Source organism: Paenibacillus sp. J22P165 (assembly GCF_059692015.1).
The window spans coordinates 77,624-91,890 of the sequence record NZ_JCAUAP010000001.1 but is presented as its reverse complement, the minus strand read 5'-3'; the positions used below and the strand labels follow the sequence as shown (position 1 = coordinate 91,890).

Annotated in this window: 17 protein-coding genes and 1 riboswitch; of the genes, 4 read left to right on the top strand and 13 right to left on the bottom strand. The window is 48.1% G+C overall.

All coding sequences use genetic code 11. The features are described from left to right. Positions 1-465: 465 nt before the first annotated feature. The 6 genes from thiE to AC58QM_RS00365 all read right to left on the bottom strand — a co-directional run bounded on the left by thiE (position 466) and on the right by AC58QM_RS00365 (position 4,984). The gene (gene thiE / locus AC58QM_RS00390; protein WP_497280412.1) at positions 466-1,137 is read right to left on the bottom strand and encodes a thiamine phosphate synthase; all 672 of its coding nucleotides are present in this window, start codon (positions 1,135-1,137) and stop codon (positions 466-468) included. Continuing rightward, positions 1,134-1,976: a bifunctional hydroxymethylpyrimidine kinase/phosphomethylpyrimidine kinase gene (gene thiD / locus AC58QM_RS00385; RefSeq protein WP_497280410.1), complete on the bottom strand. Its 843-nt coding sequence runs from the start codon at positions 1,974-1,976 to the stop codon at positions 1,134-1,136. Before thiD ends, thiE begins: the two co-directional genes overlap by 4 nt. Before the next feature lie 204 nt (positions 1,977-2,180). Beyond that, entirely contained in the window at positions 2,181-2,948 is a 768-nt protein-coding gene (locus AC58QM_RS00380) for a thiazole synthase (protein ID WP_056608186.1), read from the bottom strand. A 4-nt stretch (positions 2,949-2,952) separates the two neighbouring features. Continuing rightward, positions 2,953-3,156 carry a sulfur carrier protein ThiS gene (gene thiS / locus AC58QM_RS00375; RefSeq protein WP_497280408.1) on the bottom strand — a complete coding sequence of 68 codons (204 nt, stop codon included), beginning with the start codon at positions 3,154-3,156 and terminating at the stop codon, positions 2,953-2,955. Continuing rightward, complete coding sequence (gene thiO, locus AC58QM_RS00370; protein ID WP_497280406.1) at positions 3,140-4,363, bottom strand: glycine oxidase ThiO; 1,224 nt, start codon at positions 4,361-4,363, stop codon at positions 3,140-3,142. The genes thiS and thiO overlap by 17 nt, the downstream gene beginning before the upstream one ends. Continuing rightward, positions 4,364-4,984: a thiamine phosphate synthase gene (locus tag AC58QM_RS00365; RefSeq protein ID WP_497280404.1), complete on the bottom strand. Its 621-nt coding sequence runs from the start codon at positions 4,982-4,984 to the stop codon at positions 4,364-4,366. It abuts the gene before it with no gap. 144 nt (positions 4,985-5,128) lie between these two features. Beyond that, a riboswitch (TPP riboswitch) is annotated at positions 5,129-5,227 on the bottom strand. Positions 5,228-5,409: 182 nt separating this feature from the next. On the opposite strand from AC58QM_RS00365, the gene hflK reads away from it, so the two are divergent. The 3 genes from hflK (at position 5,410) to AC58QM_RS00350 (ending at position 8,503) form a co-directional block, all read left to right on the top strand. Further along, the gene (gene hflK, locus AC58QM_RS00360; RefSeq protein ID WP_497280402.1) at positions 5,410-6,444 is read left to right on the top strand and encodes an FtsH protease activity modulator HflK; all 1,035 of its coding nucleotides are present in this window, start codon (positions 5,410-5,412) and stop codon (positions 6,442-6,444) included. Continuing rightward, positions 6,441-7,313, top strand: a complete 873-nt coding sequence (gene hflC, locus AC58QM_RS00355; RefSeq protein ID WP_497280400.1) for a protease modulator HflC — start codon at positions 6,441-6,443, stop codon at positions 7,311-7,313. The genes hflK and hflC overlap by 4 nt, the downstream gene beginning before the upstream one ends. Before the next feature lie 206 nt (positions 7,314-7,519). Further along, a complete protein-coding gene (locus tag AC58QM_RS00350) occupies positions 7,520-8,503 on the top strand; it encodes a bile acid:sodium symporter family protein (protein ID WP_497280398.1) in 984 nt (327 codons plus the stop codon). Between the two features lie 15 nt (positions 8,504-8,518). On the opposite strand, the gene AC58QM_RS00345 is transcribed toward AC58QM_RS00350, so the two are convergent. The 3 genes from AC58QM_RS00345 to AC58QM_RS00335 are packed head-to-tail and all read right to left on the bottom strand — an operon-like array spanning position 8,519 to position 9,910. Beyond that, complete coding sequence (locus AC58QM_RS00345) at positions 8,519-8,989, bottom strand: methyl-accepting chemotaxis protein (RefSeq protein ID WP_497280396.1); 471 nt, start codon at positions 8,987-8,989, stop codon at positions 8,519-8,521. A 7-nt stretch (positions 8,990-8,996) separates the two neighbouring features. Further along, positions 8,997-9,635 carry an SdpI family protein gene (locus tag AC58QM_RS00340; RefSeq protein ID WP_497280394.1) on the bottom strand — a complete coding sequence of 213 codons (639 nt, stop codon included), beginning with the start codon at positions 9,633-9,635 and terminating at the stop codon, positions 8,997-8,999. Next, positions 9,632-9,910 (bottom strand): autorepressor SdpR family transcription factor, encoded by a 279-nt coding sequence (locus AC58QM_RS00335; RefSeq protein WP_497280392.1) that lies wholly within the window; start codon positions 9,908-9,910, stop codon positions 9,632-9,634. The genes AC58QM_RS00340 and AC58QM_RS00335 overlap by 4 nt, the downstream gene beginning before the upstream one ends. 170 nt (positions 9,911-10,080) lie before the next feature. Here AC58QM_RS00335 and AC58QM_RS00330 point away from each other — a divergent pair, with 170 nt between their 5' ends. Next, a complete protein-coding gene (locus AC58QM_RS00330; protein WP_497280390.1) occupies positions 10,081-11,409 on the top strand; it encodes an MFS transporter in 1,329 nt (442 codons plus the stop codon). Between the two features lie 28 nt (positions 11,410-11,437). On the opposite strand, the gene AC58QM_RS00325 is transcribed toward AC58QM_RS00330, so the two are convergent. The 4 genes from AC58QM_RS00325 to AC58QM_RS00310 all read right to left on the bottom strand — a co-directional run bounded on the left by AC58QM_RS00325 (position 11,438) and on the right by AC58QM_RS00310 (position 14,245). Beyond that, complete coding sequence (locus AC58QM_RS00325; protein WP_497280388.1) at positions 11,438-11,908, bottom strand: hypothetical protein; 471 nt, start codon at positions 11,906-11,908, stop codon at positions 11,438-11,440. 55 nt (positions 11,909-11,963) lie between these two features. Continuing rightward, positions 11,964-12,512 carry a GNAT family N-acetyltransferase gene (locus AC58QM_RS00320; RefSeq protein ID WP_497280386.1) on the bottom strand — a complete coding sequence of 183 codons (549 nt, stop codon included), beginning with the start codon at positions 12,510-12,512 and terminating at the stop codon, positions 11,964-11,966. Between the two features lie 25 nt (positions 12,513-12,537). After that, complete coding sequence (locus AC58QM_RS00315; RefSeq protein WP_497281548.1) at positions 12,538-13,626, bottom strand: low temperature requirement protein A; 1,089 nt, start codon at positions 13,624-13,626, stop codon at positions 12,538-12,540. An 85-nt stretch (positions 13,627-13,711) separates the two neighbouring features. After that, a complete protein-coding gene (locus AC58QM_RS00310) occupies positions 13,712-14,245 on the bottom strand; it encodes a P-loop nucleotide/nucleoside kinase family protein (RefSeq protein WP_497280384.1) in 534 nt (177 codons plus the stop codon). Positions 14,246-14,267: the final 22 nt, after the last annotated feature.

Here is a 14,267-nt window from a genome sequence, read left to right as displayed (position 1 = left end):
CATAATGCTAAACAGAATCTATGTCAATTGCGGTTTCCGATACCTTTTGATTCAGTACCAGACCTTTGTCTATGCGACATTTCACCGCTTTAAAGGGTTACCGAAATTAAGCTTTCTACTATGGTAGCAAAAAGGGACGTTTCTGTCACCAATAAAGGTAGAAACGTCTCCAAGAAAATGCAAAGTTTATTCGTAATTTGGCATCTATTAACACTTATTCCATCTATCAAGTGTAAATAGAGCCACTACCACTCTCTCATGCGCGATCTCACTAATCTAGCTCGCGTGATAACCTTACTTTCCATTCTGACATCCTTAATCTCAATCCTAGCATCCACGAACTCAACTCTTCTTTATCGTAACATTCCTATCTTCTCTCATCGTTCCAATTCGCTGAATGGCAGATAACAGATATTGATTTTTGTCAGTTGATATTCCATGATTTGATGTGGAGAGAAAGTGTTGTCAGTCGGTGTTCGAACTCGCAATGCTAAGCAGCACCCGTAGCGCTTCAGCAGCTTCACGCGGTGAGCGCGCACCCGCGATGGCGCTCACTACCGCCACGCCGTCCGCCCCTGCGCGGATGACGGCGCCGGCATTGGTGGCATCGATCCCACCGATGCCCACGAGCGGTAGCTGGATGCCGCCTGCGCGCATCCGCGTTAGTACGGCAGGCCCCTGGACCTCACGCGCATCGAGCTTCGTGCGCGTGGCGTACTGGGGGCCTACGCCAAGATAGTCGGCGCCTTCCGCCAGCGCCGACTGGGCTTCGCCCAGATCGTGGGCCGATACGCCCACGATCATATTCGGCAGCCGCTTCCGCACCGCGGCGGCTGGAGCATCCTCTTGGCCGATATGAATGCCATCGGCCTCAAGCTCTAGAGCCAGCCGTTCATCATCGTTCACGATGAACGGGATCCCGCGCTGCGCGCAAAGGCGGCGCAGCCGCGCGCCCAGCGCGAGCAGCTCCGGCCCCTGCAGGGCGCCGGGGCCCTTCTCGCGCAGCTGGAACATTGTGATGCCGCCGTCGATGGCGGCTTCCAGCACTTCATACGGGTCAGCCCCCCCACAATTCGGGCTGCCCATCACTAAATACAAACGCAGCGCCTTGCGCAGCTGCTCCTGATTCAAGCTCATCGTACACCTCGTGTGGCCGTATTTTTCATGTCAGCAGCTCGAACACCCTGCTGATAGGCCCAATGATTCGTCGGGCCATGCCCGCTTCCGATATGTAAAGGCTTCGAAATAGCAGCTTGAATGAAGCTTTTTGCCAGTTGTAAAGAAGCCTTCGTCGTGTGTCCTTGCGCCAATCCTGACGTCAAGGCCGCTGCAAATGTACAGCCTGTTCCGTGTGTGTGCTGCGTAACCAATCGTTTCGAAGTGAACTCGGTAAAGGAAACTCCATCATACAGCAAGTCCGTTGCTTGCTCCGTATTCGCTTCATGGCCACCTTTGATCATCACATGCTTGCATCCGTACTCATGAATTCGCAAGGCTGCTTTTTGACGAGAATCTGCATCCGTAATCGCTATCCCGCTAAGCGCCTCTGCTTCAGGGATGTTAGGCGTCACCACATCAGCAAGTGGCAACAACGAATGGATCATCGCTTCTATCGCCTCCTGCTGCAAGAGCGAAGCTCCACCCTTGGCTATCATCACAGGATCAACCACAATCTGATTCCAACCAAATTTCTGAATCGCCGCCGCTACAACACGAATAATATCGCCGCTAAAAAGCATCCCTGTTTTCAAAGCATCAGGTCGCAAATCTTCCCCAATAGACGCCAACTGACGTTCAATCGCTTCCGCGCTCATCGGGTAAACCCCTTGCACACCCAGTGTATTCTGCGCCGTTACAGCCGTAATCACGGACATGCCGTACACGCCGAGTTCTTGAAATGTTTTCAAATCCGCCTGAATACCAGCGCCACCGCCACTATCCGATCCGGCAATCGTCAATGCTTTGTAAATCGCCATGATAGTCCCCCTCTCTCACTCGCTATCCCCATCATCTCAGCAGCTCTTTTATCATCCATCTATGTTCTCAATCAGATGCCTATATCGCCACTATCCCCTTGGCTCAGGTCAGCAAACGTTCAACCATATCCTGAGCCAATGGGATAGTGCCCACATGAATGGGCGTAGGAGTCATCCCCCGCCTCAGCGAGCACTAGTCACAACCTATACGCGGCTCAATCCATCCATCGGAGAGCTCGCCGACGCGTAACGCTTCTTCGGAATGCGGCCTGCTTCGAAACCGGCGCGTCCAGCTTCGATCGCGAGTTTCATGGCATAAGCCATTTTGACAGGATCCTTCGCACCGGATACTGCTGTGTTCAGCAGTACACCATCTGCTCCCATTTCCATTGCCAAAGACGCATCCGAAGGTGCACCAATCCCTGCATCCACGATGACAGGAACTGTCGCCTGTTCGATGATGAAGCTCAGATTCAACGGATTAATGATCCCTTGACCCGTGCCTATCGGTGATGCACCAGGCATGATCGCATGTACGCCAAGTGCTTGCAGACGTTTAGCTAATAACACATCGTCCGATGTATATGGAAGTACGATAAAGCCTTCCTCCAGCAGCATTTCTGATGCTTTCAGCGTTTCCACGGGATCGGGTAACAGCGTCATTTCATCCCCAATAACCTCGACTTTGATCATGTCACACAAGCCTGATGCTTTGGCTAACCGTGCGATGCGGACGGCTTCTTCAGCTGTTTTGGCACCAGCGGTATTCGGAAGCAATGTGAAATTCGACGTGTCCAGCATCGACAGGAAATTCGGCTGACTCGCCTCAAATATATTCATCCGTCGTACCGCAAACGTTAGAATTTGAGACTCGCTGATATCCACCGCTTGTTTTTGAATTTGAAAATCAGGAAACTTCCCCGTACCTAGCAATAAACGTGAACGAAACTCATATGGACCGATTTTTAACATATTTTTATCCTCCTCCAACGAAATGAACGATCTCAATTTTGTGTCCTTCTGCAAGCTCAGCTCTAGCGTGATCCTCTTTATGTAAAATGGCTGCGTTGTGCTCGACCACGAGCATTTTGTCGCTTAAATCGAAGTGTGCCAGCAACTCCACAACTGTACGAATCGTGTCAGGCACGTCAACCTGTTGACCATTAATGTGCAGTTTCAATGCTTATCAATTCCTTTCCTGTCGCTGAAAATGTGTCCTGATCCTGCTGACTCACTCGCTTCGTATTTGGCGAAAAATCCGGGCTGAAGGCATCCAGCCAAGGGGCTATCGCACGATTCCCTTGTTCACCTGCGACTTCTCCGCCCACAATCCAATCCGCTATCACCCTCCCGGTGATCGGGCTCAAAAGAATTCCGTTGCGGTAATGACCGCACGCTGTATACAGACCCTCCACCGTCGGCACTTTGCCGATGTAAGGCAGCCCGTCGGCTGTCTGCGGACGCAGCCCCGACCAAGCCTTCTCCCACTCTGCGTCGCCGAGAGCGGGCATCAGCTCCCGCGCGCGTTCCATCAGCTCGGCTAAGCCCGAAAGCGACACCTTGCGGTCATAGCTGTTCGGCACGACCGTCGCGCCGACCACCAGCCGTCCGCCGGCTTTCGGCACGATATAGCACCCTGGCGAGAACAGGGTTTTCTTTAATAAAGGCTTCGGCATCCTTACGGAGAAGCACTCGCCCTTCACGGGATACATCGGCAACTCGACGCCGATGCTCCCCAACAGCTGACCGCTCCACGTGCCTGCGGCGACGACCACGTGGTCGCTGTAGAGCGGACCGGCGGCCGTCTGCACGCCGATGACGCGCTCCTGCGCGGTCAGCAGCCCTTGCACCTGGGCGAACGGTTGCACCTTCGCCCCAAGCACTTGCGCCGCCTGCGCGAATGCCGCCGCAAGCAGCGGAGCGTCTACCTGCCCATCTTCGGGCAGGTAGAGGGCTCCGCGCGTCGCTTCGCTCAGCGCGGGCTCCATGGCCGTGGCTTCAGCGGCGCTGAGCCATTGGGCCTTCTCGCCCGCAGCGCGTTGAAGCTCCGCCCGCGCGCGCAGCTCCTGTTCTTGAACGTCGCTGAGCGCGACGTTCAGCAGCCCCTCACGGACGAGACCGATGTCGATGCCCGTGAGTTCTCGAAGTTCCCCGCTGAGCTCGGGGAACATCGATCTACTCAGGCGCGCCCACTGGAACAGGGCGCCCGTGTCTTCCATCTCGGACTGCGCGCCGAGCATGCCTGCTGCGGCAGCCGAGGCTTCCGTGCCTAGCTGGCTGCGCTCTAGCAGCGTGACGGATTTCCCTCTTTTCGCTAAGAAATACGCGATAGATGTACCAATAACGCCACCGCCAATGATGATGACATCTGATCTTGTTACTGACATTCAACTCACCTCAATCTGTCTAAGCTGATCTTTATAAGCCAGCACGGCTCCCAGAGGATCCGCCGCTTCCCATACTCCGCTCATCACCGCGATTCCAGATGCTCCTGCATCCAGAACGGACTTTACCCTCGCAGGCGTCATCCCGCCTATCGCAATAACAGGAATGTTAACCTCGTTAACTACTTGTCTTAACTGCTCCAAACCCCTAGGCGGCACTCCTTGCTTGGAGTTTGTTGCAAAAATATGACCGAACATGACATAGTCGGCCCCCTCTTTTTCACGCCATTTTGCCTCGTCTGCATGATGCACGGACACTCCGATTCGTTGTATCCCCCGGCATAATTCATCTTGAATAACGAGCGATGGCGTCGTGCCTGGGAGCTGAACCCCGCCTGTCTGCAAGGCTAGAGCAATAGAAGGAAATCCGTTGACGTACACACGCTTAGCTGGAATCCCTTTCTCCAATAAGTACTGCACACCGATAAACACTTCGTCCAAGGACTTCATTTTCTCCCGAATATGGATCGCCGTGATATACGGGTAAATCTCAAGCGCAATCTTTGCCAGTTCAGACCATGAAATCTTCCCGTCCGATATGACATGCAACTCTTTCTCCGACACCTATCGCTCACTTCCTCTCCAGCAAACATCCCCTATCCTCATATGCAAACAACGATCCTGACATCGTCGTGAAACACAAAAAAACCACTTTCCTCAGAAAAGTGGTTGTAGGCTGCCTAATCATAAATAGCGATTAAATTGGCTCCAAAGCTCGTTCCACTTTCCTCCGCTGGCATAAACCAGATCAGGTTCAAAGGGTTCAGTCTACACTGTCTCAGCCTCTCGGCGCCCCTAGGGATTCATTCGTATGCAATTACTCAATATCATAGCATGACAACCAACTCTTGGAAATAACAATTTTCCATCTCCACTTGCCATCGACCTGTCCTTTCTCAGCATGCTGAGAATTACGTCTCCCTATTGAAACCATTTCCAAAACTTCCCGTATAGCATATCAGTAAATCTTATATTAAGGGGTGTTTGCCATGGAACCATTTGTACTGCCAGAACCCGATCGACGAAGACCCTCTTCCCTCCCGCCAGGCTTGATGACCAAAATTGTTATCGGCCTTGTTATCGTTCTCGCCCTTATTTTCGGATCTTCCACCTTCTACACGGTACAGGAGCATGAGAAAGCGGCTATTTTAACATTAGGCAAATATACGACCGAGAAGGAAGCTGGGCTGCACTTTAAACTCCCTTTTCCGATTCAACAGGTCATTGTCCTTCCTGCTAAAAAGACACAACGCATCCAAATTGGCTTCCGTGAAGTGGGTGGTAAAATTACTCCCGTAGAAGAAGAAGCGATGATGATTACGGGGGATGAAAATATTTTGTCCGCTGATGCTGTTGTGGAATGGAATATCAGTGACATGCGTAACTACTTGTACAATATTGATAATGCTGAATTGTTCCTTCGCAACTCCGCGAGTGCAGCAATTCGTTCAGTTATTGGTGCTACAGCCTTAGACTTTGCCATAACTGAAGGTAAGACCGAGGTCCAAGGCAAGGTCAAAGAACGATTGATTGACATGCAAACCAAATATCAAACAGGTATTCATATTGTCGATTTGAAGTTCCAAGATATCGAGCCGCCAGCAGGCGATGTGCAAAATGCTTTTAAAGATGTAACCAATGCACGTGAAGAGAAAAACACGAAAATTAACGTGGCGACGAAATACGAAAATGATATCCTGCCAAGGGAGCGCGGTAACGCTCAAGCACTGCTTGAAAATGCCGAAGCTCAGAAGAAATCACGGATTTTGAATGCGCAGGGGGATGTAGCGAAGTTTAACGCCCTGTATGCGGAATATGCGAACAATAAATCAGTTACAGAGAGCAGGCTTATCATCGAGACGTTAGAAAAAATATTGCCGAATGCCAAAATTTTTATCAGTGACAGCACTGGCGAAACGGTTAAATACTTACCAATTAACGAGCTGTTGCGCCCACCTGGTACTGCAACTGGCACTGCAACTGGCACTGCAACCGGCACGACGCAAGGAGGAGCTGCGAAATGACCTTACAACGTAAATGGATTCTTAGATCCATCCTTGGTGTAGTTATCGTTTTTCTCTTCTTGATCTCCTTATTTATTGTTAAAGAGGGGCAATACCGAGTCGTTCTCAAATTTGGAGAAGCGGTTCGTATCCAAACAGAACCTGGCATTCATTTTAAAATTCCATTCATCGAATCCGTTCGTACGCTTCCTAAATATCAAATGGTGTATGATAGTAAGCCCACTTCCATTTTGACCAAAGATAAGAAGCCAATCGAAGTTGATAACTATACGGTATGGCGGATCGATGATGCGCAGCAGTTCTTGCGTACGATTCAATCAATTACTGGCGGAGAAGAGCGTATTGATGCTGCTGTGTACAACACCGTCAGACGGAAATTGTCAGAGATCAATTACAGCGATATCATTAGCGAAAACACACAACGTGGTAATTTGAACGATGAGATTACGAAGGAAGTTTCCGAGTTAATGGAACGTGATAACTACGGTATCCAAATCGTTGATGTGCGCATCAAGCGCACGGATCTTCCTGATTCCAACAAGCAAAGCGTGTATAAACGGATGATTTCTGACCGTCAATCGATCGCGGCGAAGTACTTGTCCGAGGGTGATGAGGAGTCCAAAAAAATCACTTCCAAAGCCGACAGACAGGCAAGCGAGTTGATCGCGCAAGCCCAAGCAGATGCGAAGAAAATCGTGGCTGAAGGCGAGCAAGAAGCGGCCAAAATCTACAACACCGCGTATGGCCAGGACCCTGCCTTCTACAATTTCTATCGTACGTTGGATAGTTACTTGGTGTCATTTAAAGGAGAGCCTGTTATCATGCTGCCGATCGATTCTCCTTACACGAAAATTTTACTTGGTAAATAAATATGTTATCTCAGAGCATGTCATCTTTGGATGGCATGTTTTTTTATTTATGGCATTAACCTTCATTTGCAATTTTCCTTGACGTGGGTCATGCATGCGTTTATCGTTGTTTTCATGAAATCCAATACTGCTCATTAAGCGTTCCTCTCATATATTCTACCTAGCAGCCTGCGTATCAGGTTGTTCACGAAAGGATGTACACCTAGATGCTGCCTCAGCTGAATCGACAATTAGAAAAGATTTTGCCGCTCATCACTCCCCTAAGTGTTCTTATCGGGGTTCTACTTGGAAGTCACTTATCTGGATTTACTTATCTATCGCCTTGGTTATTTGCTTTTATGACTTTTTCAGGAAGCATCTCTTCCAGCTTTAAAGAGTTCATCAAAGTCGTCGTTCAACCGCTTCCGCTGCTAGCTACTTTATTCATTCTGCATGTCGGGATGCCGCTCATCGCGCTAGGTCTCGGGCATGTTGTTTATAGTCACGAACCTTTGACGATTACGGGGCTTATTTTGGCGGCAGCCATTCCTACAGGAATTACTAGCTTTGTGTGGGTGGCGATTTATCGAGGCAATATCGTGCTAACACTTTCGATCATTCTGATGGATACGATTCTTTCTCCTTTCGTCGTACCCTACACCCTCTCTGTCCTAGTCGGTACTAAAGTGCAGCTGGATACGTTTGCTATGATGAAAGGCTTATTCTTCATGATCGTCGTTCCTTCTCTCATCGGCATGCTGTTGAATCAATGGACACAAGGCAAAATTAAGGAGCAATGGGGAGGCCGTTTGGGCCCATTTTCTAAGATTTTCATGGGCGTTGTCGTTGCCATTAATAGCTCCGTTATCGCACCTTATTTACGTGACTTTAACGCGAAGTTACTCGGATTAGCAGGCTTCGTGCTCCTCGTTGCTTCACTGGGCTACATGCTGGGTTGGCTTGTCGCCAAGTTATTCCGCTGGGAACAAGATGTCGTGGTTGCCCTTACGTTTAACAGTGGTATGCGAAATATTAGTGCGGGCGCGGTACTCGCTGTTGCTTACTTCCCGCCACCCGTGGCGATTCCAGTTGTGCTTGGGATGCTGTTTCAGCAATCACTTGCTTCCCTCTTCGGCTTTCTGTTAAATCGGAAATATGCTTTGAAAAGTGACACCCCAAGTTTAACCGTTAATGGTGTTAAACAGATGTAAGCTATCCACTCTCCTCTATGGTTGGGCGAATGACTGCTCTGTCGTCTTCATGATGTCATTTAATTTATCGCTTAACGCACCTAATAAATCTGCTAGCTGCGATGTTTTACAAATGAGCTGATCCTGCTGATCGGTCCGTTTACTGACGGATTTCACATTCTTCGCTAATTGGGTGGAGAGATGCGAAATTTCTTCCATCGTCACGCTAAATTGTTGTGTGCTTGCAGACACCTGCTGAGATGCTCCGCGAATATCCCGCGTTTGTGCAGCAATGGCATGTACGTCTTTGGCAATAAGCTCAAAAGCACGCCCTGCAGCAACGACTGCATCGTTTCCGTGTTCGAAGGTCACAATCACTTGATCCATGGATGCTATGGATGCTTGATTATTTGACTGAACGTCTTGAATCAGATCTGCAATCTGTTTGGCAGAGGCACTCGTTGTAATAAAAAGACTGCTCAGCGCATCGCTGGCAGCCTCAAGCATAACTTATTTACTTCGAAAGCCGGGTGAATATCACGTAAGAGTAGAGAATAGGAATACAGGAACTAATGACAATGGCCGCTATAAAAATGACGATTGCGATTGATGACGTTAAGAACGCAGCGATCAGCGAAATGACTCCCCCCACCATCATAAGCGGACCACCTAAACGATGTGTTTTCCTCCAAATTTCCTCATTGGCGAGTGTCCATGGCGTTCGTATGCCAAATGTATAGTTAGGCTTCACTTGCGTTAAAAAATTCCCCATCACGGCAAACAGCAAGCCCAGCAAAATCATTGTCATTTTCTTAAAGTCCAGGCTGTACCCCAAGTTAAAGAAGATGATCCCCCAACCTACAATAGCTAAAAGAATGGAAACCCCGAACCGCGTAACCTCATAAGCAGCGGGAAATTTCTCGAAATTTGCTTTCTTCGGATCGATAGCTCTCATAATTCGCATGAACAGCGGCAGCAGACCTAACAGTACCAGCATGAAAAGTGACATTTCTTTGCTCATCGTACCGTTTACTTCATTATTGACTCCAAAATGACTTGCCATCGTGTCTGGAAGACGATTATACAGGATTAATCCACCTAACGCTGGGGATAGACTAATCACAAATAATAAAATTTCTCTCCATTTCTTCATGACTGTTCCTCCTGATCTTTTTTGTTAAGTATGTTAAACATCCATCCGATAACGTCTTCAACAACCGTAGTGTGCAAGGTGTACATGATATGTTGCCCCTGACGTTCATCCAATACAAGCCCCGCTTGTTTCAGCAGGTTCAAATGATGCGAGATACTCGGCTTACTAATCTTAAAATGATCAGCAATATCGCCAGCATTCATACTCTTTTCTCTTAGCAGCTGTAAAATTTCACGACGAGTCGGGTCTGCTAACGCTTTAAACGCCTCATTCAAATGGGAGTCCCTCCTTATTTAGATATTTATCTAAATATATAATAAAATAATACCTCTGATTTGCGAACCTGTCAATTGGCGCCTGCCCTTCTTCAATTTTGGCGATTGGTCAATGTAGGTTTATAATAAGAAGTTGTACTTACTTCTCGCGCCAGTCAGGATGGATATACATGAACGATAAAATTGTAATGCCCGTTTGGACCATTGGCTTGTTCATTGTTGTTATGAATACGACGATGTTCAACGTCTCCATTCCCAGTATTATTCAGGATCTCCACATCACTGCGGATCTCGGAGCTTGGGTCATCTCTAGCTATTCCATTGGCTATGCCTTATCCACAGTCCTATACAGCAGACTCTCTGATGTTCTTCCCATACGCAAGCTGCTAACCGTTGGGCTTATCATCCTTGGACTTTCCTCTGTTTTTGGACTGTTCGCGCGCGAGTTCCACACCTTACTTGCTGCCCGCATTCTACAATCCGCCGGCTCAGGGGTCATGGCCGGTCTTGGACTCGTACTCGCCAGCCGCTACATCCCACTTGAGCGTCGAGGCTCAGCCATTGCGATGATTTCGGCGGGGAGTGCCATGGCCTTCGGGCTCGGCCCGATCGTTGGCGGTTTCATCAGCGAATATTGGGGCTGGAATGGGTTGTTCGCGATTACCTGCTTGGTCTTAGTCATTCTTCCTATTCTTCTACGATTGCTCCCTAAGGAGCAGCCTGTGGCGTTCCGTTTCGACATGCTAGGCGCGCTATTGACGGTCGTCAATGCCGCTAGCTTGTTACTCGCTGTGACACAGATCTCTGGCGTGTGGCTAGCCATCAGTGCCCTCTCCTTCGGTGTCCATGTGTGGCATCTGCGGCGAGCCAGCGACACGTTCATTAACCCCTTATTGCTGGCCAATCCAGCATATCGGAAGCTGGTTGTGATCGGGTTCTGTATCTTGGTCTTGAACCTTGGCAATTTATTCTTAATGCCATTAATTCTGGCTAAGGTGTTCAATCAGTCGGCAATGACCATTGGGTTGACGATTGCTCCTGGAGCTATTTTGTCCGCATTCTTAACCCGCTTCGTCGGTCGATGGATCGATCGATTCGGCAATATGCGGTTTTTGCTTATCGGACATGGGCTATTAACCCTAGTGATGATTGCCTTCTCGCTGCTTATTGGCGCTTCGCCACTGGTTATTCTGATTGGCTACCTTTGCTTCTCTCCAGCATTTTCCGCAACCGTAGCGTCATTAAATAATGAAACGTCACGTATTCTGCCAAAACAGCTAATCGGATCAGGCATGGGACTGCTGCAACTGATACAGTTTTTTGGCGGGGCGATGTCCGTTGCCATTTGCGGCATACTCCTTGAAATTCAAGAGAATACGCCGCTGCTTCAATCGTATAAACATGTGTATGGCTTGCTCATTGTGGTTGGGTTTTGTTCGGTGGGGATGCTTCTATGGTACAAATTCTCGGGGACGAAGACGGAGCATAAAGCCGCATAACAAACTTGTTTACAACAAGGGGAATGTCCTAGAAGATAAGGTAAAAGCAAGCCGCCGCTGTAACTCGAATTTTTCGACTTGCAGTATCCAAGAGGCCACAATCTGCCACCTTAACTCGAATTTTTCGACTTACAGCACTCAAGAGACCGCGATCTGCCGCTGTAACTCGAATTTTTCGACTTACAGCAACCAAGGGACCGCATTCTGCCGCTATAACTCGATTTTTTCGACTTACGGCATCCAAGGGACCCCATTCTGCTACCGTAACTCGAATTTTTCGAGTTGCAGCACCCAAGGGACCCCGATCTGCCACCGTAACTCGAATTTTTCGACTTACAGCGCCCAATTGACCCCGATCTGCTGCTGTAACTCGATTTTTTCGAGTTACAGCTCCCAAGTGACCCCATTCTGCTTCCGTAACTCGAATTTTTCGACTTACAGCACCCAAGTAACCGCATTCTACTGCCGTAACTCGATTTTTTCGACTTGCAGCGCCCAATTGACTTCATTCTGCTGCTGTAAATCGAATTTCTCGACTTACTGCCCCATTCCCATCATTCCTCTGCTGCTCGCCACTCACGTTTCAACATGCCATAGACAACAAGGTCTATGTAATGATCGTAAAGCCACGCGGCATCACGGATCTGGCCTTCCTTCGTAAATCCTAATTTCTCTGGGATTGCTCGGCTTTTGAAATTTTTATCGCCACATCTAATTTCTACTCGATTTAAGCCCAATTCGTTAAACGAATAATTGATAATCCACTGACAGGCTCGTGTCATAATGCCATGACCTTGGAAGCCTTCCCCTAACCAGTAACCCAGACTCGCGTAATGATTAGCCCAATTGATCGGGTGAAATCCGATGCAACCTGCAAACTCTCCTTTAAACCAAATGCCTGCATTGAAGCCATTATTGGATGCCTCTTGATTTTGACAGTGTTGGATGAATGCTCTTGAATGATCACTATGTTGGGTCGCATCCACCCATGGCAACCATTCTCTCAGGTAATCCCGACAAGTGTTAGTTAGTGCAAATAAGGCTTCTGCATCCTTTGGTTCAAGTGATTTGAGTGTAAGGTCAGCGTCAATTTCGATGCGCATATCATCTTCCCCTCCCAGTAATAGCTCAAGTCGTTCCCTTGGCATACACAACAAAAAATAACATCATTTCGCCGATGATGACATAGTTGGGCATCTCAAACATAAGATCTAGCCCAAGAAATACCACTAACAACCCTAGAAATACCGTCAAATGCGCTACCCCTAAGCGTTGATGTGCATGTCTATACTTGTGAAAAACTAGCGATGTTGAGAAAAAGTACAAAAGAACGGAAGCGAAAATAAAACTTAACATAAACCCATAATGTAATTGCTCTAAGAAAAGCAGCTGTATAGATGCGGCAATCATACACAAGGATAAATAAATGAATAAATGGCCATAGATGATGGTTTGTCCTGCCGTTTCCAGCGCTTTGTTCACTTTCTTCTCTACATTCTCAAAATATTGCCACCACATCGCGATGATCAATAGAAAGGTGAGGGCTGCGAAAACGATGGACTGCCATGTCCAATCACTGGATTGCAAGACCGTGAGTATGCTAATAACCGATTCACCAAGTAAAATCAACGTAAATAACGAGAACCGCTCTAATAAATGATGCGTGTTAATCGGCGTTCTCACCAAGTATTTTCGTCCCATTAGGGGCAGCAGGATATCTACCATAATTCCCACGTACAACACCGCGTATCGAATCCACGAATCGAAAAAAAGGGAAAGTGCCGATATAGCAAGTCCGATCCAGAATCGGCTCCCTAAGTAATATGCGGTACTGCGTAGATGATCTTCTTCTTTTCGATGAACAGCCAGGTATTGAATGGCCGTCATCGCTCTCAAACCTAAATAGCCGATAAGAAAGGGCACAAAGTACTGATCAAAATCGACAGATAAGCTAGCCGTCATAATTAGAACAAAAAATAATTGTAGAATAAGAAAAACACGATGCGAGGTACTATCCCGCCCAAACCGATTGATGAAAACTGACTGTCCCACCCAAGCCCACCAAATCGGTATAAAAATAAGCACGAATTTGCTTAAATACTCCAGTGGGATCGTGCCATGATGTACATGCAGCAAGACGTGACTCGCTTTGGAAACGGCCGCTACAAAAAGCAAATCGTAAAACAGCTCAAGCCAGGTGACCTTTTTTTCGACCATTGCTTTGATGTGGTGTAGCCCTGGTGTGTGATTGTTCATTAAAGGGGCTCCTTCTTTAGATAAAATTTCTGATTGCCTTGCCGTTTCATACTCTTGGATTCAGTCTATATCTTTCGTTACTCCGAATGTCATTTACGACCTCGTTCAAATCTCCAACATGGTGTAGACTCGTATCCAGAAAATGCTTCGCTACTAATCTAGCGCTTTCGAATTCATCGATGAGAATTAAGCAGCGTTCACCCATTTGATGCTGGGGGAGTCTCATCTGATCCCTTTGCAGTAGCGTCGCTTTGTCTGTCCACAAAACAACATACACCACATCAGCATGTAACTCTGCTAACTGCGTTTGGAGCCATTCTGCTTCTTCAGGAAATGTCACATAATCGACGACCACGTCTACGCCACGTGCAATAAAATTAGCTGTAAGCCGCCAAATATTATCCCAAATGAGCGATAGCTCAGATCGGCTTTCCCACGGTTTCTCACGACCATTCACATGCATATGACTGACAGCATCCCCTGAAATATAAGCAGAGTTTGGCAAAGATTTGACCAAAGCCCGTGAAGTGGTGGATTTGCCTACACCCGCTGGACCTGATAGTAGATAGACTGTTTGCATCGTTAACCCTCCTTGCCGCTAT

What these genes read in the sequence shown, in the direction of transcription:
- thiE (WP_497280412.1), bottom strand. Translation starts at nt 1,137, where the DNA reads ATGAGCTTGAATCAGGAGCAGCTGCGCAAGGCGCTGCGTTTGTATTTA.
- thiD (WP_497280410.1), bottom strand. Translation starts at nt 1,976, where the DNA reads ATGGCGATTTACAAAGCATTGACGATTGCCGGATCGGATAGTGGCGGT.
- AC58QM_RS00380 (WP_056608186.1), bottom strand. Translation starts at nt 2,948, where the DNA reads ATGTTAAAAATCGGTCCATATGAGTTTCGTTCACGTTTATTGCTAGGT.
- thiO (WP_497280406.1), bottom strand. Translation starts at nt 4,363, where the DNA reads ATGTCAGTAACAAGATCAGATGTCATCATCATTGGCGGTGGCGTTATT.
- hflK (WP_497280402.1), top strand. Translation starts at nt 5,410, where the DNA reads ATGGAACCATTTGTACTGCCAGAACCCGATCGACGAAGACCCTCTTCC.
- hflC (WP_497280400.1), top strand. Translation starts at nt 6,441, where the DNA reads ATGACCTTACAACGTAAATGGATTCTTAGATCCATCCTTGGTGTAGTT.
- AC58QM_RS00350 (WP_497280398.1), top strand. Translation starts at nt 7,520, where the DNA reads ATGCTGCCTCAGCTGAATCGACAATTAGAAAAGATTTTGCCGCTCATC.
- AC58QM_RS00345 (WP_497280396.1), bottom strand. Translation starts at nt 8,989, where the DNA reads ATGCTTGAGGCTGCCAGCGATGCGCTGAGCAGTCTTTTTATTACAACG.
- AC58QM_RS00340 (WP_497280394.1), bottom strand. Translation starts at nt 9,635, where the DNA reads ATGAAGAAATGGAGAGAAATTTTATTATTTGTGATTAGTCTATCCCCA.
- AC58QM_RS00330 (WP_497280390.1), top strand. Translation starts at nt 10,081, where the DNA reads ATGAACGATAAAATTGTAATGCCCGTTTGGACCATTGGCTTGTTCATT.
- AC58QM_RS00320 (WP_497280386.1), bottom strand. Translation starts at nt 12,512, where the DNA reads ATGCGCATCGAAATTGACGCTGACCTTACACTCAAATCACTTGAACCA.
- AC58QM_RS00315 (WP_497281548.1), bottom strand. Translation starts at nt 13,626, where the DNA reads ATGGTCGAAAAAAAGGTCACCTGGCTTGAGCTGTTTTACGATTTGCTT.
- AC58QM_RS00310 (WP_497280384.1), bottom strand. Translation starts at nt 14,245, where the DNA reads ATGCAAACAGTCTATCTACTATCAGGTCCAGCGGGTGTAGGCAAATCC.